Consider the following 18,984-nt stretch of genomic DNA (forward strand, 5'->3'; position numbering starts at 1 on the left):
GAATGAGAATGTCATACAAAGGATATTTAATTGATTTAGACGGTACGATTTATTTAGGTGAAGAACTGATTCCGGCAGGCAAACGTTTTGTTGAACGCTTGCAGAAGACAGAAACCCCTTATTTATTCGTCACAAACAATACAACTAAAACACCAGAGATGGTTCGCCAGCGCTTAGCCGAAAAATTCGCTATTGATGTTCCTGTCGAAACCATTTATACGGCGACCTTGGCGACAGTTGATTATATGAACCGCTTAGCTAAAGGTAAAAAAGTTTACGTTATTGGTGAATCAGGTTTGCAGGAAGGGATTTCTGAAGCTGGTTATCAGTTAACAGATGAACAACCAGATTATGTGGTAGTTGGCTTAGATACAGCTATTTCTTATGAGAAATTGACAGCGGCGACACTTGCGATCCGCAATGGTGCTCATTTTATTGGAACAAACCCTGACAAAAACATTCCAACAAACCGAGGTTTGTTACCAGGAGCAGGAAGCTTTTTATCATTGTTAGAAACAGCCACGGGTGTGACTCCGGTTGTCATCGGGAAACCTAATAGCAGTATTATGTTATCTGCTTTGGAAAAAATAAAATTACCCGCTAGTGAAGTTGTTATGGTTGGAGATAACTATGAGACGGATATCAAGGCTGGGATTGAAAATGATATTGATAGTTTGTTAGTTTTGACTGGTTTTACGAGTAAAGAACAAGTTCCGTCTTTACCAGTTGCACCGACCCACGTAGTGACAAGTTTAGATGAGTGGGTAATTGCAGATGAAAAATAGAAGTTGGTTTTGGCTTGGGATGGTGTCGTTATTCTTAATGATTGTAACGCTAGTTATAACCATAACGATTAATGCTTATCCTTTATATGTTCTTGAAATAAAACAGTTGGATTTAGCAGAGTCATTAGGACTGACTTCAAAACAATTATTACTAAATTACCGTGAGATGATGGGCTACTTGAATTTTCCGTGGCGCAATCAATTTAAACTAACTGACTTTCCTCATTCGGTATCAGGCGCCTTTCATTTTTATGAAGTGAAACGGTTGTTTATGCTTAATTATGGTGTGCTATTAATCACGATTACGCCAACTGTTTTATTTTTAAGAAAGTTGTGGCGTGAAGGTCAATTTTGGAGATTGGTTCGACCTTTCCAAATAGCCGCTTTGATACCGTTTGCTTTTGGTTTGGTTATGTTGATGTCATTTGATTGGTTTTTCGTGACATTCCATAGTATCTTTTTTAATAATGATGCGTGGTTGTTTAACCCTCTAACTGATCCAATTATTAATGCCTTGCCTGAAAGTTATTTCATGCATTGTTTCGTTTTAGGCTTTCTTTTATTTGAATTACTTTTATTGTTAGGTATTTATTTTGGGAAATATCAATTGCTTAATAAAAATAAAAAAGAACTCTAGCCAAATGGCTGGCGTTCTTTTTTCTAATCATTAAAGACGGCAGTACTATGTGCCGGTTGCGTGCGAGTCTCTGGTGAAATAAAATGCAGTGCGTTGTTCACAGCAGTGGGAGCTTCGCCGAACCCAGTTGCGATCAGTTTTACTTTTCCGGGATAGGTACAAATATCTCCAGCAGCGTAAATACCGGGAATGTTTGTTGACATATCACTATTAACTTTAATAGCGTGTCCATCAAGTTCTAATCCCCAATTTGATAGCTCCCCATAATTAGCCATGAAGCCGTAAGTAACCAATAGGTGGTCAGGTGTTAAGGTGATATCTTCCGCTGTCTTTGGGTTAACGATAGTCAGATTGTTAATTGAAGGACCTGATGAATCAATTTCTTTAATGACATATGGCGTTAATTTTTCCACAGAAGATTTTTCTAATAAAGCCAAGCTGTGTTCGTGAGCGCGGAATGCGTCGCGGCGGTGTAATAAAGAAACAGAGTTCGCGATGGGTTCTAGCGTTAGTGCCCAATCGACAGCTGAGTCGCCACCGCCACAAATCACGACATCTTTATTAGTGAAAATATCAGTGTTAGTAACAAAATAATGAAGCGATTGTCCTTCTAGTTTTTCTTCGTAAGGGACTTGTAGTTTTCTTGGTTGGAAGGCACCGTTTCCTGCCGTGATAATAACTGCTTTAGAATAGTGATCACCTAGATTTGTTTTCAAGTGAATACTACCATCTTCCAGTTTATTTATTTCTAGAACTTCTTCGTTCAAACAAATATCGTGATTGAAAGGTGCCATTTGAGTCGAGAGATTCTCGATTAAATCAGCAGCAGGGATATTAGGAAAACCAGGAATATCGTATATTTTCTTTTCAGGATATAAAAGAGTCAGTTGTCCCCCTAGTTGAGGCAAACTCTCAATGATTTTTGTTTTTGCTTGACGCATACCGGCGTAAAAACCAGCAAATAAACCAGCAGGACCGCCACCGATAATTGTTAAATCGTAGATGTCTTTGTTAGTCACAATAAGACTCCTTTCTACTATATAAATAATCTTATGCTATTTAGTATAAGTGATAGGGTAAAATAAAAACAGAAAATCGTACTTATTTAAGTTAAATAGATAGAAAAAAAAGCAGAAATTAGGTATGATTGCAAAGTAAACAATTAATATTAGGAGGAATCATTTATGACATATCCACAACTTGATTTAGCAAATGCAAAAGGAACAGTTGTCACAATGAAAACAAACCGTGGTGACATCACATTCAAACTATTTGATGAGATTGCACCTAAAACAGTGGCTAACTTTGTTGGTTTAGCAAAACAAGGGTATTACGATGGCGTTATTTTCCACCGTGTTATCCCTGATTTTATGGTTCAAGGCGGCGACCCAACTGGAACTGGGATGGGTGGCGAAAGTATTTATGGAGCAAGTTTTGAAGATGAGTTTTCAGCGAATGCTTTCAACTTGCGTGGTGCTTTATCGATGGCTAATGCTGGCCCTAACACAAACGGTAGCCAATTCTTTATCGTTCAAAATAAAAATGTTCCAGCGAATATGCTTGGGCAATTAAAAGACGCAGGATTCCCTGATGAAATTATCACTGAATATGGAAAAGGTGGAACACCTTGGTTAGATTCTCGCCATACAGTGTTTGGTCATGTGATGGAAGGTATGGATGTTGTTGATGATATGGCAGCAGTTCAACGTGGCCCACAAGATAAACCACTCTATGATATCGTTATTGAATCTGTAGTAGTTTCAGAATAAAACTTGAAAAGAGGCTGAGGCCTCTTTTTTATTTTCAGAAAAAAAGTGAGAGGCTTTAAACTCAATCATTTCTGGAGTATACTATTAAAGAGTTAATAAGCGAGGTGAAAGAATTGGAATATAGAATAGGTATGGAAATAGATGGCGTTGTCACAGGAGTTCAGCCGTATGGGGCTTTTGTATCGTTAGAGGGAGAACAACAAGGTTTAGTGCATATTTCCGAAGTGAAGCATGGTTTTATAAAAAATATTTCTGATGTGTTAGCAGTTGGTGACAAAGTCCGTGTCAAAGTCATTGATATTGATGAGTACTCAAAAAAAATCAGTTTATCAATGAGAGCTTTAGAAACTGAAGGAGCGGGTCCGGCATTTAAATATAAAAAATATTTTACGGATCGAAATAAGAATATTGGGTTTAAAAGTTTAGCAGATGTTTTACCTGAGTGGATTGAAGAAAATTTAGAGCAACTGGATCAAAGAGGGAAATAGAGGTGAAAAACGAGTGTCGAAAATAGTTACAGGAACAGTAATGTTAAGTAAAAATAATGGAGAAAAATCATTTTTAGTGAACAGACAAAATGATGGCTTCAGTTTTTTTTCAACAGAAACAACAACTGACGAAACAAATATGGGAGTCATTTTAAAAGAATTAAAAAAAACAGCGGCAATTGATTTAGCTCTAATTGATCTTGTTGAGTTGGTTAGTATTAACTTAAAAGGTGAGAGAACACAGTTGTTTGTATTTGAAATGACGGAAGAGAAGCAAGCATCGATGAATCATATTTTGAGTGATATGATTAGTTGGGAAAATTCAAAAACACTACGTGAAATGATGACTGATTTAGACGTATCATCAACGCCTGTTTTTGAAGTAGAAAAATAAATTAGAATTAATTTGAAAATTGTGTTGACAGTGAAGCGTAATCTTGATACTATGATTAAGTTGTCAACGCGACAACGTAGACCTTTGAAAACTGAACAAAGTAAGACGAACCAAACGTGTAGGATGTTGTTCTCATTAGTTGAGACAACAAACTAAATTTTAACGTTTTTTATAAAAACGTAAGTGAAGTAACATTCGCTAGCAAACAACAAATGAGCTGTTTCGAAAGAAACAATCAAAACTTTTATTGAGAGTTTGATCCTGGCTCAGGACGAACGCTGGCGGCGTGCCTAATACATGCAAGTCGAACGCTTCTCCGAACCGGTGCTTGCACCAGTTCATATGAGAAGAGTGGCGGACGGGTGAGTAACACGTGGGTAACCTGCCCTTCAGCGGGGGATAACATTTGGAAACAGATGCTAATACCGCATAACTGGTTTCACCGCATGGTGAAACTATGAAAGACGCTTTACGGTGTCACTGAAGGATGGACCCGCGCTGCATTAGTTAGTTGGTGAGGTAATGGCTCACCAAGACCGTGATGCATAGCCGACCTGAGAGGGTGATCGGCCACACTGGGACTGAGACACGGCCCAGACTCCTACGGGAGGCAGCAGTAGGGAATCTTCGGCAATGGACGAAAGTCTGACCGAGCAACGCCGCGTGAGTGAAGAAGGTTTTCGGATCGTAAAACTCTGTTGTTAGAGAAGAATAAGTGGGAGAGTAACTGTTCCCGCCTTGACGGTATCTAACCAGAAAGCCACGGCTAACTACGTGCCAGCAGCCGCGGTAATACGTAGGTGGCAAGCGTTGTCCGGATTTATTGGGCGTAAAGCGAGCGCAGGCGGTTCTTTAAGTCTGATGTGAAAGCCCCCGGCTCAACCGGGGAGGGTCATTGGAAACTGGGGAACTTGAGTGCAGAAGAGGAGAGTGGAATTCCATGTGTAGCGGTGAAATGCGTAGATATATGGAGGAACACCAGTGGCGAAGGCGACTCTCTGGTCTGTAACTGACGCTGAGGCTCGAAAGCGTGGGGAGCAAACAGGATTAGATACCCTGGTAGTCCACGCCGTAAACGATGAGTGCTAAGTGTTGGAGGGTTTCCGCCCTTCAGTGCTGCAGTTAACGCATTAAGCACTCCGCCTGGGGAGTACGACCGCAAGGTTGAAACTCAAAGGAATTGACGGGGGCCCGCACAAGCGGTGGAGCATGTGGTTTAATTCGAAGCAACGCGAAGAACCTTACCAGGTCTTGACATCCTTTGACCACTCTAGAGATAGAGCTTTCCCTTCGGGGACAAAGTGACAGGTGGTGCATGGTTGTCGTCAGCTCGTGTCGTGAGATGTTGGGTTAAGTCCCGCAACGAGCGCAACCCCTATTGTTAGTTGCCATCATTAAGTTGGGCACTCTAGCGAGACTGCCGGTGACAAACCGGAGGAAGGTGGGGATGACGTCAAATCATCATGCCCCTTATGACCTGGGCTACACACGTGCTACAATGGATGGTACAACGAGTCGCAAGGTCGCGAGGCCAAGCTAATCTCTTAAAGCCATTCTCAGTTCGGATTGTAGGCTGCAACTCGCCTACATGAAGCCGGAATCGCTAGTAATCGCGGATCAGAACGCCGCGGTGAATACGTTCCCGGGCCTTGTACACACCGCCCGTCACACCACGAGAGTTTGTAACACCCGAAGTCGGTGAGGTAACCTTTTGGAGCCAGCCGCCTAAGGTGGGATAGATGATTGGGGTGAAGTCGTAACAAGGTAGCCGTATCGGAAGGTGCGGCTGGATCACCTCCTTTCTAAGGAATATAACGGAATCCTACAGGTCCGTTCTTACTTTGCTCAGTTTTGAGAGGTCTACTCTCAAACATTTGCTCATTGAAAACTGGATAGTTAAAGAAATTAATCAAAACAAACCGAGAACACCGCGTTGTGATAGTACTTTAGTACTATTCATAAGAGTTTTTAAACAAAGTTCAAAACGCTGTTTAAAGGATCAGTGGAGCCTGTATCGCTACAGAGTGGAAACTGAAAGTCTAACATCATTGTTAGCAACATAGGTTAAGTTAATAAGGGCGCACGGTGGATGCCTTGGCACTAGAAGACGATGAAGGACGGGACTAACTCCGATATGCTTTGGGGAGCTGTAAGTAAGCTATGATCCAGAGATTTCCGAATGGGGAAACCCGGCAGCTGTTATAGGCTGTCATCATATACTGAATACATAGGTATATGAGGTGAGACGCAGAGAACTGAAACATCTAAGTACCTGCAGGAAGAGAAAGAAAATTCGATTACCTTAGTAGCGGCGAGCGAAACGGTAAGAGCCCAAACCAAGAAGCTTGCTTCTTGGGGTTGTAGGACTCAAATATGGTAGCTGTAGTTGATAGTCGAATCGACCTGGAAAGGTCAGCCGTAGTGGGTAAAAGCCCCGTAGGCGAAATGGACTGCACACCTATGAGTATCCTGAGTACGGCGGAACACGAGAAATTCCGTCGGAATCCGCGGGGACCATCCCGCAAGGCTAAATACTCTCTAGTGACCGATAGTGAACCAGTACCGTGAGGGAAAGGTGAAAAGCACCCCGGGAGGGGAGTGAAATAGATCCTGAAACCGTGTGCCTACAACAAGTTAAAGCCCGTTAATGGGTGATAGCGTGCCTTTTGTAGAATGAACCGGCGAGTTACGATAGCATGCGAGGTTAAGATGAAGAGTCGGAGCCGTAGCGAAAGCGAGTCTGAATAGGGCGAATGAGTATGTTGTCGTAGACCCGAAACCATGTGATCTACCCATGGCCAGGTTGAAGGTGCGGTAAAACGCACTGGAGGACCGAACCCACGTACGTTGAAAAGTGCGGGGATGAGCTGTGGGTAGCGGAGAAATTCCAATCGAACTTGGAGATAGCTGGTTCTCTCCGAAATAGCTTTAGGGCTAGCCTCGGATTAAGAATTGTGGAGGTAGAGCCACTGTTTGGACTAGGGGCCCATCTCGGGTTACCGAATTCAGATAAACTCCGAATGCCATATATTCATATCCGGGAGTCAGACTGCGAGTGATAAGATCCGTAGTCGAAAGGGAAACAGCCCAGACCACCAGCTAAGGTCCCAAAATATATGTTAAGTGGAAAAGGATGTGGGGTTGCATAAACAACTAGGATGTTGGCTTAGAAGCAGCCACCATTTAAAGAGTGCGTAATAGCTCACTAGTCGAGTGACCCTGCGCCGAAAATGTACCGGGGCTAAACATATTACCGAAGCTGTGGAGTGCACCATTAGGTGCATTGGTAGGAGAGCGTTCTAAGGGCGTTGAAGGTAGATCGTGAGGACTACTGGAGCGCTTAGAAGTGAGAATGCCGGTATGAGTAGCGAAAGACAGGTGAGAATCCTGTCCACCGTATGACTAAGGTTTCCTGGGGAAGGCTCGTCCTCCCAGGGTTAGTCGGGACCTAAGCCGAGGCCGATAGGCGTAGGCGATGGACAACAGGTTGATATTCCTGTACCAGTAATTATTGTTTGACCAATGGAGGGACGCAGTAGGCTAAGAAATCCGTGCGAATGGAAGTGCACGGCCAAGCAATGAGTTTTAGGGTGAGTCAAATGCTTACTCTTATAAGAACAAGTTGTGATGGGGAGGGAAATTAAGTACCGAAGTTTCCGATGTCACACTGCCAAGAAAAGCTTCTAGTTAGATGATTACTGCCCGTACCGCAAACCGACACAGGTAGTCGAGGCGAGTAGCCTAAGGTGAGCGAGCGAACTCTCGTTAAGGAACTCGGCAAAATGACCCCGTAACTTCGGGAGAAGGGGTGCTGGTCTCCGGACCAGCCGCAGTGAATAGGCCCAAGCGACTGTTTATCAAAAACACAGGTCTCTGCAAAATCGAAAGATGACGTATAGGGGCTGACGCCTGCCCGGTGCTGGAAGGTTAAGAGGATGGGTTAGCTTCGGCGAAGCTCAGAATTGAAGCCCCAGTAAACGGCGGCCGTAACTATAACGGTCCTAAGGTAGCGAAATTCCTTGTCGGGTAAGTTCCGACCCGCACGAAAGGCGTAACGATTTGGGCACTGTCTCAACGAGAGACTCGGTGAAATTTTAGTACCTGTGAAGATGCAGGTTACCCGCGACAGGACGGAAAGACCCCATGGAGCTTTACTGTAGTTTGATATTGAATGTCTGTGACACATGTACAGGATAGGTAGGAGCCTTAGATGCCAGCACGCTAGTGTTGGTTGAGGCGTTGGTGGGATACTACCCTTGTGTTATGGCCATTCTAACCCGCACCACTAATCGTGGTGGGAGACAGTGTCAGATGGGCAGTTTGACTGGGGCGGTCGCCTCCTAAAGAGTAACGGAGGCGCTCAAAGGTTCGCTCAGAATGGTTGGAAATCATTCGTAGAGTGCAAAGGCATAAGCGAGCTTGACTGCGAGACCTACAAGTCGAGCAGGGTCGAAAGACGGACTTAGTGATCCGGTGGTTCCGCATGGAAGGGCCATCGCTCAACGGATAAAAGCTACCCTGGGGATAACAGGCTTATCTCCCCCAAGAGTCCACATCGACGGGGAGGTTTGGCACCTCGATGTCGGCTCGTCGCATCCTGGGGCTGTAGTCGGTCCCAAGGGTTGGGCTGTTCGCCCATTAAAGCGGCACGCGAGCTGGGTTCAGAACGTCGTGAGACAGTTCGGTCCCTATCCGTCGCGGGCGTAGGAAATTTGAGAGGAGCTGTCCTTAGTACGAGAGGACCGGGATGGACACACCGCTGGTGTACCAGTTGTTCTGCCAAGGGCATTGCTGGGTAGCTACGTGTGGACGGGATAAACGCTGAAAGCATCTAAGCGTGAAGCCCCCCTCAAGATGAGATTTCCCATTTCTTCGGAAAGTAAGACCCCTGAGAGACGATCAGGTAGATAGGCTAGAAGTGGAAGTACAGTGATGTATGGAGCGGACTAGTACTAATCGGTCGAGGACTTAACCAAGAATAAAACGTAGGATTCAAGGAATGTTTTGATTAAACTTTACTATCCAGTTTTGAGTGAGCAATTACTCAAAAGAAAATAATACATCACAAGTGTGGTGGCGATAGCAAGAAGGATACACCTGTTCCCATGCCGAACACAGTAGTTAAGCTTCTTAGCGCCGATGGTAGTTGGGGGTTTCCCCCTGTGAGAGTAGGACGTTGCCACGCTTTAGTATTATTCCGGCATAGCTCAGTTGGTAGTAGCGCATGACTGTTAATCATGATGTCGTAGGTTCGAGTCCTACTGCCGGAGCTCTGGAGACACACCACGGTGTGTCTTTTTTTTTATCTTTAAAACGGGGTGTCTAAATTATGAAAGAAAGATTTAAAAGTTTTAAAATTATATTAGTTATTTGTACAGTTATGACATTGTATTTTCTGGTCAAGGGGTTGGTAGTCTTACCTGATAGTGAGAAAGTCTTGTTTAAAGGGATTCAATTAGCCTTGGGATTATTCCTGATGATAATTCCTATAGTAATTGAAAGAAAAATGAAAGTTAGCTTACCGAGAATGCTAGTTATCTTTTATTGCATTTTTATTATAGGCTCGGTATTTTTAGGGACAGGATTTGGATTTTATGGAAAGATTGCTTATTGGGATAAACTATTACATTTTATTAGTGCAGGGTTACTAGTTTTATTTGGGGTTAGTTTTTATTTGTCGTTACTTAATAAAGCTGTTATTTCAACTGTTGAAATGAAACTGTGTTATTTTTTTGGAACATTTTTTGCGATTTCTGGTGGAGTATTTTGGGAGTTTTATGAATTTATTTTTGATGGACTACTAGATCTTAATATGCAGAGATTTGCTTCAAAAGGTGTTGATTTAATTGGTAGAGAAGCCTTGATGGATACGATGGGCGATTTGTTTATAGATGTATTGGGGGCAATCGCTATGCTTGTTTATTTATTAATAACCACACAAAAAAATAAATCTTTGCTTAATGAATTAAGAATAAGAAGAATAAAATAAAAATTATTAATATAGTATGAGATGTTTTGCGTATTTAATAAATGTTGGCTTAAAAGTTATTCTGTTTTGGGCATTAATCCTTACGTTTTACTTAAGGATTAATACTGGAATAAACATTTAACTTTAGAGTCATATCATGTATAATGTACTAGGTTACAAACTATGTAAAATGGTTTGGTGAATAAATTCAAGTAAATTGGAGGTTTCTAAAGTGACTCAAAAAGAAACTAAAGAAGTTTTAAAAGAAGAAAGTATGAAGCGTCGCGAAATGCGTCAAAAAGAAAATAATATGGTAAAAAAAATCGTAACAATTGTCTTATCAGCTGTCGTTTTAATTTCAGTAGTAGCTGGTTTTGCTTTTTATAAATATTGGCAAAATGGTTTGCAACCGTTAAACCCTAAGGATCATGATATGGTTCAAGTTGAAATTCCATTAGGAACTAGTAATAAACAGATTGGTAATATTCTTGAAAAATCAGATGTGATTAAAAGTGGATTAGTATTTAACTACTATGTCAAAGCTAATAATATTTCTGATTTCAAAGGTGGTTTTTATCAAATGTCACCTGATATGAAATTAGTTGATATTGCTAAAATGCTACAACAAGGTGGTAGTGATGAACCAACAGCGCTTGCTGATGGTCGTATAACGATTCCAGAAGGATCATCATTGTATCAGATTGCAGAAATCATGGAAAAAAATACAGATGTTAAAGTTGATGAATTTATTGACGCTGCAAAAAATCCTAAGTTGTTTGACAAGTTATATGAGAGTTACCCTGAGTTATTAGAAAGTGTAAAAGATGCCAAGGATGTCCGTTACCGTCTTGAAGGTTACTTATTCCCTGCGAGTTATAACTATTATAAAGAAAATGGTGTAGATGATTTAATCACGCAAATGGTAAAACGTTCGGCAGAAGTGATGGCACAACGTAAAGCGGATATTGCTGCTAGCAAATTAACTGTTCAAGAATTGTTAACTCTAGCCTCTTTAGTTGAAAAAGAAGGTGTTGAGTTAGAAGATCGTCAAAATATTGCACAAGTATTCCTAAATCGTATTGATGAAGAAATGCCATTACAATCAGACATTTCCATTCTTTATGCAATGGATGAACATAAAGTTCATTTATCAAATAAAGATACACAAGTTGATTCTCCTTATAATTTGTATACAAATAAAGGCTATGGTCCTGGACCATTTAATAGTCCAAGTGAAGAAGCAATCGATGCTGTTTTACATCCGAAAGAGAATGATTATATCTACTTCTTAGCCGATGTTTCAACTCATAAAGTGTATTTTGCCAAAACGTATGAAGAACATTTGAAATTAAAAGAAGAATATATTGATAAACAATTAGAGAAAAAATAATAATAAGCCTAGCTTGTTTACATTTCACAGAAGAAGTGGTAACCTTTGGAATGTGAAAAAAATAGTGAAAGCTATTACATTGTTGCTATAATAGGGTTTCTATTACAAAGCATAGTTAAAGGAGCATAATTTAATATGGTAGAAAAAGTATACCCAATGACGTTAGAGGGGAAAGCTAAGTTAGAAGAAGAGTTAGAAATGTTGAAAACAGTTAAACGTAAAGAAATTGTTGAGCGTATTAAAATTGCTCGTAGTTTCGGAGATTTATCTGAGAACTCTGAGTATGAGTCAGCTAAAGATGAGCAAGCCTTTACGGAAGGACGTATCACAACTTTAGAAAACATGATTCGTTTTTCTGAAATTATTGATAATCAGAATGCTGATACAGACGAGGTTTGTTTAGGTCGTACAGTGACTTTTATTGAGTTGCCAGCTGGCGATGAAGAAGAGTACACAATTGTAGGAAGTGCGGAAGCAGATCCCCTAACAGGTAAAATTTCAAATGATTCACCAATTGCGAAAGCCTTAATTGGTCGTCGTTTAAATGATGAAGTAACGATTGCTACTCCTGGTGGCGATATGAACGTTAAGATTACTAAAGTGTCATAATTAAAAGCCTATCTAAATGATAGGCTTTTTTTGTAGGTCTTAAGTCTGAGTAATGGATAGGTCTGTAGATGACTACCATCTTTTATTAATAAGAAGTATAATATGAACAGATAGAATGTACAGATTGGAGTCTTTATCGTGAAAATTTATTGGCAACTATTTTTAATAATTGAAGCCTTACTTCTTTTAGTTGTATTAGGTCAACTTTTTAATAATTTTGGAGCATTATTTTTAGTCATTTTAGCTGTGATTACTTTATTATATGTTTTCAAAAAAGAAAGACGCAATTCCTTTAATCAGTTTCAAATTGTGGTAAGTGTTATTGTCTTGTTGTTAATGCTTTTGATTAATAGCCCTGCTTTTTGGATTATGCTGGTGATCGCAATTGTTTTCCTAGGTCTAAAAGGATTTGAATTAACAGGAAGCTCATTATTTGGTGAATCTGGTCGTAAAAACAAGGAAATAATTATGGTTGAAACGATTGAACCAGAAAATAAAAATGGTCGTCGATTTAAGCGTAAGTGGTTTGGAAATCAACGAATAGGCGATACGGTTTATGAATGGGATGATATCAATATGACCATTATTTCTGGCGATACATTAGTTGATTTAGGTAATACATTATTGCCTAAAGAAGATAATGTCATCTTAATTAGAAAAGCCTTTGGCCGCACCCGTTTGTTAGTGCCGGTGGGAATTGGTGTGATGATTGAACATTCGGCATTAACTGGTAATGTAAAATTAGATAACCAAGTGATTAAGTTGAAGAATGATGCAGTAAAAGTCTATAGTGATGATTATAGCCAGACACAACGACGTTTGAAGGTTGTATCTACTACCTTTGTTGGTGATTTGGAGGTTATCCGTATATGATTTCTAAAATCAGTCGTCCGATTCTTTTCTTATATACCTTTATTTTCACAATAATTATTTTAACCATCACTTTGTATACTAGTTACTATGCTCATAGTCAACGCTTGTGGTTGAGAGAATTAATTCATGCACAGATTTTCAAAATTCCATTAATTGTTTATGTTATTTTAATTGCGCTAGTTGTCAGTGGTTTAGTATTAATCATTGTTCACTTCGTGCAACGCAGTCAGTATGCTGAAATTGAAACGAAGCTAAGTTTATTGGCAAAGGGTGCTGTAGATGATTCAATTTTTTATTCCGATGAGATAGTTGAAATTGGCAATCCTAATTTAGCTGGTATGTTGCAAGATGTTGAGAAAATTCATGCTACGTTAATTGAAATGACAAAGGAGTTGCAAGAGTATTCAGGACGTCCTGCACTTGTTTCTGGTGTGTCAAAGGAAGATATTGTTAAAGAAGAGCGTCATCGTTTAGCAAGAGAACTACATGATTCTGTGAGCCAACAATTGTTTGCAGCGAGTATGTTATTATCAGCTGTGCAGGAAGAAGAAGAAACTTTTGCAGTCAATCCTGCTTTAAGTAAGCAGCTAGCTACGGTTTCGACAATTGTGAATGACTCCCAAGCGGAAATGCGCGCTTTGTTGTTACATTTAAGACCAATTAATTTAGAAGGTAAGAGTCTGAAAAAAGGGATTGAACAACTATTAGTTGAGTTGACGACGAAAGTAAAAATAGATTTAACTTGGGACATTGCTGATTTAAGTTTGAAAAAAGCAATTGAAGATCATTTATTTAGAATTGTTCAGGAATTATTATCAAATACCTTACGTCATTCAAAAGCTAAGTCATTAGAAGTTTATTTACAACGAGTTGAAAATAATGTTCATCTGCGGTTAGTTGATGATGGTGTGGGATTTGATACAACTGAAACGACAGCTGGAAGTTATGGTTTAAATAATATTAAAGAACGTGTTGCTGGTATGGGTGGCACATGTAAGATTATCAGTTTTAAGGGACAGGGGACAAGTGTTGAAATCCGTGTGCCAATTTTAGAGGGGGAAGCAATCAATGATTAGAGTACTTTTAGTAGATGATCACGAAATGGTTCGTTTAGGCGTGTCGTCGTACTTGTCAGTTCAATCAGATATTGAAGTTGTTGGGGAAGCTGAAAATGGACAAGTAGGCTATGAAAAAGCTTTAGAATTAAAACCTGATGTTATTTTGATGGATTTAGTGATGGATACAATGGACGGAATTGAATCAACCAAAGCAATTTTAAAAGATTGGCCAGAGGCTAAGATTATTATTGTTACAAGCTTTATTGATGATGAAAAAGTCTATCCGGCAATCGAAGCAGGAGCAGCAGGTTATTTATTAAAGACATCATCTGCAGGTGAAATTGCTAACGCTATTCGTGCAACGTACCAAGGAGAAACAGTCCTTGAACCAGAAGTGACGGGTAAAATGATGGCACGTTTAAACCAAAAAAATGTACCGGTTTTACATGATGATTTGACTAATCGTGAACATGAGATTTTATTATTAATTGCAGCAGGGATGAGTAATCAAGAAATTGCAGATGAACTGTTCATAACCTTGAAAACTGTGAAAACACATGTCTCTAATATTTTATCTAAGTTGGATGTAGAAGATCGTACACAAGCGGCGATTTATTCTTTCAAACATGGTATAGTTAAATAAACAAAAATGAAAGAGTAGGCATTTGAAATGAAACAAAATTTTGCAATTATTGGCTTAGGTCGTTTTGGTGGAAGTTTATGTGAAACATTAATTGAATCGGGGCAAGAAGTTTTAGCGATTGACCGTGATGAAGATACGATTAATGAGTATATGAATATTGCCACACATGCTGTGGTAGCTAATGCTCAAGATGAGATGACATTACGTTCCTTAGGTGTTCGGAACTTTGACCACGTGATTGTTGCGATTGGGGAAGACATTCAAGCGAGTATCTTGGTAACCCTTATGGCTAAAGAACTAGGTGTTAAAAATGTTATTGCTAAGGCACAAAACTCTTATCACGCCAAAGTATTATATAAAATCGGAGCAGATCATGTGGTCCATCCCGAGCGTGACATGGGGGTTAAAGTGGCACATAACTTAGTTTCTAAAAATATTTTAGACTATTTAGAGTTATCTGATGAATACTCTTTAGCAGAAGTTAAAGTAACGAATCCAAAATTTTATGACAAAGATTTATTAACGTTGAATTTTCGTCAGCGTTTCGGGCTAAATATCGTCGGAATTCGTCGCAATAAGAAGTTAATTATTTCGCCAGCAGCAGAGGAAAAAGTCTTACAAGATGACTGCTTACTAGTCATTGGTGCCGATGAAGATGTTGACCGTTTAGATGCAAAAATGTTGTAGGCAAATAAACCGCTTATTTTATCAATCTATGCTAAACTGACATTAAATAGAACATGAAAGCGTGGGCTAAAAATGAATTTAACAATTTCTGATAAAGGACAAGCGTGGTTTAAGTCTGAACTTAATTTAAAAGATGGTGACGGTATTCGTTTCTTCGGTAAGTATGGTGGAAGCACGAATGTTCATGTTGGTTTTACAACGGGCATGACGATTGCAGAACCATCAACTAACACGTTGGCTAAAATTGAAGTCAATGGCATCACTTATTTTACAGAAGAATCAGACGAATGGTTTTTTCATGGGTTTGATTTAGCAGTAGATTATGATGAAAAGTTAGATGAACCAACTTATACATATACAGCAAAATAAAAAGACGACTCATTGAGTCGTCTTTTTTGTTTTTATTTTAATTTTGGTTTTTGGATAGTCGGACTGATCACTCTTAAATAGATTAAGAACGTTAGGAACATGATGATAAACATTTGATCAATACCAGGTTGAAAAATAGCTAGGACAGTTGAAATGACAACTGGTACAGTAGCCGAGAAGGTAATGATTTTGAAAGTCTCTGACAAACGTAAGGGGCTGCCAGTCATTCGGCACCAAATGTTTCCGATTAAACTCATCATGAATAGTGACATCAGCAAGTTGATAAACATAGGAATAATCGCTGCGATATAGGCAAAGAACTGAATCACTCTAGATTGACTATTGTCACCAAGTTGGTGAGTAATCCATGCTTTATTGAATGAACTAGTATCAAAAGCTTCATATTTTAACGAGAATAATGTTTTCGGTAACATGCCGGCCATTAAATGATCTTCTGGTACAGTCAATAAGGCTTGGTCGGATAATAAAGCCAGTCCCACAGCATTTCCGATTAAATCATCTTGGACATCTTTAGGTTGGTAAACACCTTTGGGATCAAAGGTGAAAATGAAGTTATCTGTTTGCTGAATGAATCCTTCAGAATCTGGTGCAGATAGCTTATTATCTTGAATTGTAAATTCAGGGATTTTCTCACTGATAGTTGTTAAGTCACGTTGGGCGACTTTAATGACTTTGTTTACTTGAATGCCAATCGGAATGCTTAATAGAGCGGACAAAAATAACAAGTAAACAAAAACCTTTCCGAATTTTTTACTAACAGAAAAGATTAATTTTTGTGGTGCTTTAAATGCAGAAATGAATAATTGATACAAACTCATGACGGTCTCCTTCTTTGTGGTTGAACCACAGTTCTATCAAAATAATTGTAAACTTTTTCGGGTGCTAATACAAGGATTGTCTATCAACACGAGGTAAGCATTTAGATTGCTCGCTAGCCTGTTCTAATGATAAGATAAGGATGTAGAACAAAATACAAATTAAATGGAGGAATATCCAATGACTTACACTTTACCAGATTTACCATACGCATACGATGCTTTAGAACCACATATTGACGTGGAAACAATGAAATTACACCACGACAAACACCACAATACTTATGTAACAAACTTAAATGCTGCGATTGAAAAATATCCAGAATTAGCAGAAAAATCAATTGATGAATTAGTAGCTGACTTAGCTAACGTTCCTGCTGATATTAAAACAGCCGTTCAAAACAATGGTGGCGGACATGCTAACCACACATTCTTCTGGGAAATTATGGCACCTAACGCTGGTGGCGAACCTACTGGAGAAATTAAAGAAGCAATCGAAGCAACTTTCGGTTCTTTTGAAGATTTCAAAACACAATTTGCTGCAGCTGCAACAGGCCGTTTTGGTTCTGGTTGGGCATGGTTAGTTGTAAATAATGGAAAATTAGAAGTAATGTCTACTGCAAACCAAGATTCACCATTAACTGAAGGTAAAACTCCAGTACTTGGTTTAGATGTTTGGGAACACGCTTACTACAAAAAATTCAGTAACGTACGCCCTGATTACATCAAAGCTTTCTGGAACGTTGTAAACTGGGATGAAGTTAACAAACGTTTTGCAGCAGCAAAATAATTTGATAGATCAAACCTCTTAGATTAATCTAAGAGGTTTTTTTGTTAGTTTAAATATCATTAAAAAAGAGTGGAGACTACTAAAAAAATACATTGTTATGATATAATATAGGAATTAGATAGGAGGGGCTAACGTGGCAACAGAAATTATTAAAGTAGAGGCAGTAACAATCCTTGAAAACGAAGCTCAAAAGATTCAAAAACTTATCAGTAACCAACAAAATCATCTGTGTATTGCACAGTGTAAAGCCTTTGAAGAAGTGGTTGATACACAAATGTATGGTTTTTCAAAACAAGTGGAATACGCCGTTCGTTTAAATGTCTTAACATCTCAAGAAGGACATAAAATGTTAGCAAACTTAGAGCAAGAACTAAATAAAGTGTATAGTGATGTTTACGAGAAACAACAAGAAGAAGCAAAAGGGAAATAGGAGGATTTAGGTTTGGGTAAAAAAGCTAGAAAAACTGCATATTTAGATTACACAATCTTAGTGCCGTATATTGTGTTGTCAATTGTGGGTGTTATCATGTCGTACAGTGCAAGCTCATATCGATTGATGAACTCTAATCCTCCTCAAGCACCATGGGCAGATGCTTTAAAGCAAATCATTTTCCTAATAGGTAGTTTGATTATCATTGCAATTATTTACAAATTTAAAACAAAAGTTTTCCAAAATAGAAACTTTATTGTATTCGGCTTGATTGTTGTTAGTTTAATGTTGCTGGCAACAAGATTTACTCCTTTAGGTCAAGAAGTAAATGGTGCCAGAGGTTGGTTGAAGTTAGGACCATTAGGTATGATCCAACCGGCAGAATTTTTAAAAGTTATGTTAATTTGGTATTTATCTTATATTTTAGCGAGACGTCAGGATGGTATTTCCAATAACTTTAAACAGGCTGTCATGCGTCCGATGATGTTAGTCGGGGCCTTGATTGGGCTGGTTTTAATTCAACCTGATACAGGTGGTGCATTAATCTTAATCTTAATTACTTTAGTGATGCTTTTATCTAGTGGTATAAGTTATTATTACTCACTAGTAGTTGCTGGAGCGGGAGCTCTGGTTAGCTTGTTTGTTATTCAAGTGTTACCTGCAATTCCGAAAAGCTTTTATCCTAGTAACTTCCAACATATTTACGGTCGTTTCCAAAGTTTTAAAAATCCGTTTACTGACGCATTTGGAGACGGGCACCAAATGGTCAACTCCTATTATGCTATGTATCGAGGTGGTTGGTTAGGCCAAGGGTTAGGAAATAGTATTCAAAAGAAAGGTTTCCTACCAGAAGCTCATTCCGATTTCATGTTTGCAATCGTGTTAGAAGAGTTAGGCTTAATTGTCGGGATTATTTTATTATTGCTTTTATTATTTTTAACATTGAGAGTAATGGCGATTGGCGTTAATGCAAGTACACCATTCAATTCACTTATGTGTATTGGTGTGGGTGGTATGTTATTAATTCAAACGATAGTCAACGTAGGTGGGATTACTGGATTAATCCCGTTAACAGGTGTAACGTTTCCTTTCCTAAGTCAAGGTGGTTCGAGTCTAGTTACATTATCTATAGGAATTGGATTTGTTTTAAACATTCGTGCAGATGAATTAAAGCGTCGTCATATGAAAGAAGTTCACAATCAAAATCAAGGTGAACTAGTTCAAATGAAACGGATATAGTTAAGTAGAGATAGTAGGT

The 18,984-nt window shown here is 39.1% G+C and carries 18 protein-coding genes, 1 tRNA gene and 3 rRNA genes; 20 read left to right on the forward strand and 2 right to left on the reverse strand.

All coding sequences use genetic code 11. The features are described 5' to 3' along the window. The first annotated feature begins 8 nt into the window (after positions 1-8). Positions 9-785, forward strand: coding sequence for a TIGR01457 family HAD-type hydrolase (locus tag G7081_RS04170; protein WP_166007685.1), 777 nt, complete (start codon positions 9-11; stop codon positions 783-785). After that, positions 775-1,422: a TIGR01906 family membrane protein gene (locus G7081_RS04175; protein WP_166007687.1), complete on the forward strand. Its 648-nt coding sequence runs from the start codon at positions 775-777 to the stop codon at positions 1,420-1,422. Before G7081_RS04170 ends, G7081_RS04175 begins: the two co-directional genes overlap by 11 nt. Positions 1,423-1,445: 23 nt before the next feature. On the opposite strand, the gene G7081_RS04180 is transcribed toward G7081_RS04175, so the two are convergent. Beyond that, positions 1,446-2,444: an NAD(P)/FAD-dependent oxidoreductase gene (locus tag G7081_RS04180; protein ID WP_166008382.1), complete on the reverse strand. Its 999-nt coding sequence runs from the start codon at positions 2,442-2,444 to the stop codon at positions 1,446-1,448. Between the two features lie 162 nt (positions 2,445-2,606). On the opposite strand from G7081_RS04180, the gene G7081_RS04185 reads away from it, so the two are divergent. The 15 genes from G7081_RS04185 (at position 2,607) to G7081_RS04255 (ending at position 15,670) form a co-directional block, all read left to right on the forward strand. Then, positions 2,607-3,191 (forward strand): peptidylprolyl isomerase, encoded by a 585-nt coding sequence (locus G7081_RS04185; protein ID WP_166007689.1) that lies wholly within the window; start codon positions 2,607-2,609, stop codon positions 3,189-3,191. Positions 3,192-3,304: 113 nt separating this feature from the next. Then, a complete protein-coding gene (locus G7081_RS04190) occupies positions 3,305-3,679 on the forward strand; it encodes a CvfD/Ygs/GSP13 family RNA-binding post-transcriptional regulator (RefSeq protein ID WP_166008383.1) in 375 nt (124 codons plus the stop codon). Between the two features lie 13 nt (positions 3,680-3,692). After that, positions 3,693-4,073 (forward strand): hypothetical protein, encoded by a 381-nt coding sequence (locus G7081_RS04195; RefSeq protein ID WP_166007691.1) that lies wholly within the window; start codon positions 3,693-3,695, stop codon positions 4,071-4,073. A 243-nt stretch (positions 4,074-4,316) separates the two neighbouring features. Further along, positions 4,317-5,875 (forward strand): 16S ribosomal RNA (locus G7081_RS04200). 260 nt (positions 5,876-6,135) lie between these two features. Continuing rightward, positions 6,136-9,049: ribosomal RNA gene (locus G7081_RS04205) — 23S ribosomal RNA — on the forward strand. Between the two features lie 93 nt (positions 9,050-9,142). Beyond that, positions 9,143-9,258, forward strand: a 5S ribosomal RNA gene (gene rrf / locus G7081_RS04210). The 16S, 23S and 5S rRNA genes sit together here with 1 tRNA gene alongside, the layout of an rRNA operon. Positions 9,259-9,269: 11 nt before the next feature. Then, a tRNA-Asn gene (locus G7081_RS04215) sits at positions 9,270-9,343 on the forward strand. A gap of 59 nt (positions 9,344-9,402) precedes the next feature. Then, a complete protein-coding gene (locus G7081_RS04220; RefSeq protein WP_166007693.1) occupies positions 9,403-10,062 on the forward strand; it encodes a DUF2238 domain-containing protein in 660 nt (219 codons plus the stop codon). A gap of 211 nt (positions 10,063-10,273) precedes the next feature. Further along, entirely contained in the window at positions 10,274-11,431 is a 1,158-nt protein-coding gene (gene mltG / locus G7081_RS04225) for an endolytic transglycosylase MltG (protein WP_238786619.1), read from the forward strand. A 135-nt stretch (positions 11,432-11,566) separates the two neighbouring features. Next, positions 11,567-12,040 carry a transcription elongation factor GreA gene (gene greA / locus G7081_RS04230; RefSeq protein WP_166007695.1) on the forward strand — a complete coding sequence of 158 codons (474 nt, stop codon included), beginning with the start codon at positions 11,567-11,569 and terminating at the stop codon, positions 12,038-12,040. Positions 12,041-12,178: 138 nt separating this feature from the next. Beyond that, the gene (gene liaF / locus G7081_RS04235; RefSeq protein WP_166007697.1) at positions 12,179-12,913 is read left to right on the forward strand and encodes a cell wall-active antibiotics response protein LiaF; all 735 of its coding nucleotides are present in this window, start codon (positions 12,179-12,181) and stop codon (positions 12,911-12,913) included. Beyond that, positions 12,910-13,989, forward strand: coding sequence for a sensor histidine kinase (locus G7081_RS04240; RefSeq protein ID WP_166007699.1), 1,080 nt, complete (start codon positions 12,910-12,912; stop codon positions 13,987-13,989). The genes liaF and G7081_RS04240 overlap by 4 nt, the downstream gene beginning before the upstream one ends. Further along, positions 13,982-14,614 (forward strand): response regulator, encoded by a 633-nt coding sequence (locus tag G7081_RS04245; RefSeq protein WP_166007701.1) that lies wholly within the window; start codon positions 13,982-13,984, stop codon positions 14,612-14,614. The genes G7081_RS04240 and G7081_RS04245 overlap by 8 nt, the downstream gene beginning before the upstream one ends. A 27-nt stretch (positions 14,615-14,641) precedes the next feature. Beyond that, on the forward strand, positions 14,642-15,301 hold the full coding sequence (locus tag G7081_RS04250) for a potassium channel family protein (protein WP_166007703.1): 660 nt from the start codon (positions 14,642-14,644) through the stop codon (positions 15,299-15,301). A gap of 72 nt (positions 15,302-15,373) precedes the next feature. Beyond that, the gene (locus G7081_RS04255; protein ID WP_166007705.1) at positions 15,374-15,670 is read left to right on the forward strand and encodes a HesB/YadR/YfhF family protein; all 297 of its coding nucleotides are present in this window, start codon (positions 15,374-15,376) and stop codon (positions 15,668-15,670) included. Positions 15,671-15,702: 32 nt separating this feature from the next. Here G7081_RS04255 and G7081_RS04260 read toward each other — a convergent pair whose 3' ends face one another. After that, a complete protein-coding gene (locus G7081_RS04260) occupies positions 15,703-16,509 on the reverse strand; it encodes a DUF1189 domain-containing protein (RefSeq protein ID WP_166007706.1) in 807 nt (268 codons plus the stop codon). A 178-nt stretch (positions 16,510-16,687) separates the two neighbouring features. On the opposite strand from G7081_RS04260, the gene G7081_RS04265 reads away from it, so the two are divergent. The 3 genes from G7081_RS04265 (at position 16,688) to G7081_RS04275 (ending at position 18,965) form a co-directional block, all read left to right on the forward strand. Then, positions 16,688-17,296, forward strand: coding sequence for a superoxide dismutase (locus G7081_RS04265; RefSeq protein WP_166007708.1), 609 nt, complete (start codon positions 16,688-16,690; stop codon positions 17,294-17,296). A 133-nt stretch (positions 17,297-17,429) separates the two neighbouring features. Next, a complete protein-coding gene (locus G7081_RS04270) occupies positions 17,430-17,726 on the forward strand; it encodes a DUF1507 family protein (protein ID WP_202982250.1) in 297 nt (98 codons plus the stop codon). 12 nt (positions 17,727-17,738) lie between these two features. Next, positions 17,739-18,965, forward strand: coding sequence for an FtsW/RodA/SpoVE family cell cycle protein (locus G7081_RS04275; protein WP_166007710.1), 1,227 nt, complete (start codon positions 17,739-17,741; stop codon positions 18,963-18,965). Positions 18,966-18,984: the final 19 nt, after the last annotated feature.

It is taken from the genome of Vagococcus coleopterorum, from assembly GCF_011303955.1.
Classification (GTDB): Bacteria; Bacillota; Bacilli; order Lactobacillales; family Vagococcaceae; genus Vagococcus_D; species Vagococcus_D coleopterorum.

Coding starts and splice junctions, on each gene's coding strand:
- G7081_RS04185 (WP_166007689.1), top strand. CDS start 2,607: ATGACATATCCACAACTTGATTTAGCAAATGCAAAAGGAACAGTTGTC.
- greA (WP_166007695.1), top strand. CDS start 11,567: ATGGTAGAAAAAGTATACCCAATGACGTTAGAGGGGAAAGCTAAGTTA.
- G7081_RS04220 (WP_166007693.1), top strand. CDS start 9,403: ATGAAAGAAAGATTTAAAAGTTTTAAAATTATATTAGTTATTTGTACA.
- G7081_RS04265 (WP_166007708.1), top strand. CDS start 16,688: ATGACTTACACTTTACCAGATTTACCATACGCATACGATGCTTTAGAA.
- G7081_RS04175 (WP_166007687.1), top strand. CDS start 775: ATGAAAAATAGAAGTTGGTTTTGGCTTGGGATGGTGTCGTTATTCTTA.
- G7081_RS04255 (WP_166007705.1), top strand. CDS start 15,374: ATGAATTTAACAATTTCTGATAAAGGACAAGCGTGGTTTAAGTCTGAA.
- G7081_RS04170 (WP_166007685.1), top strand. CDS start 9: ATGTCATACAAAGGATATTTAATTGATTTAGACGGTACGATTTATTTA.
- G7081_RS04240 (WP_166007699.1), top strand. CDS start 12,910: ATGATTTCTAAAATCAGTCGTCCGATTCTTTTCTTATATACCTTTATT.
- G7081_RS04250 (WP_166007703.1), top strand. CDS start 14,642: ATGAAACAAAATTTTGCAATTATTGGCTTAGGTCGTTTTGGTGGAAGT.
- G7081_RS04260 (WP_166007706.1), bottom strand. CDS start 16,509: ATGAGTTTGTATCAATTATTCATTTCTGCATTTAAAGCACCACAAAAA.
- G7081_RS04245 (WP_166007701.1), top strand. CDS start 13,982: ATGATTAGAGTACTTTTAGTAGATGATCACGAAATGGTTCGTTTAGGC.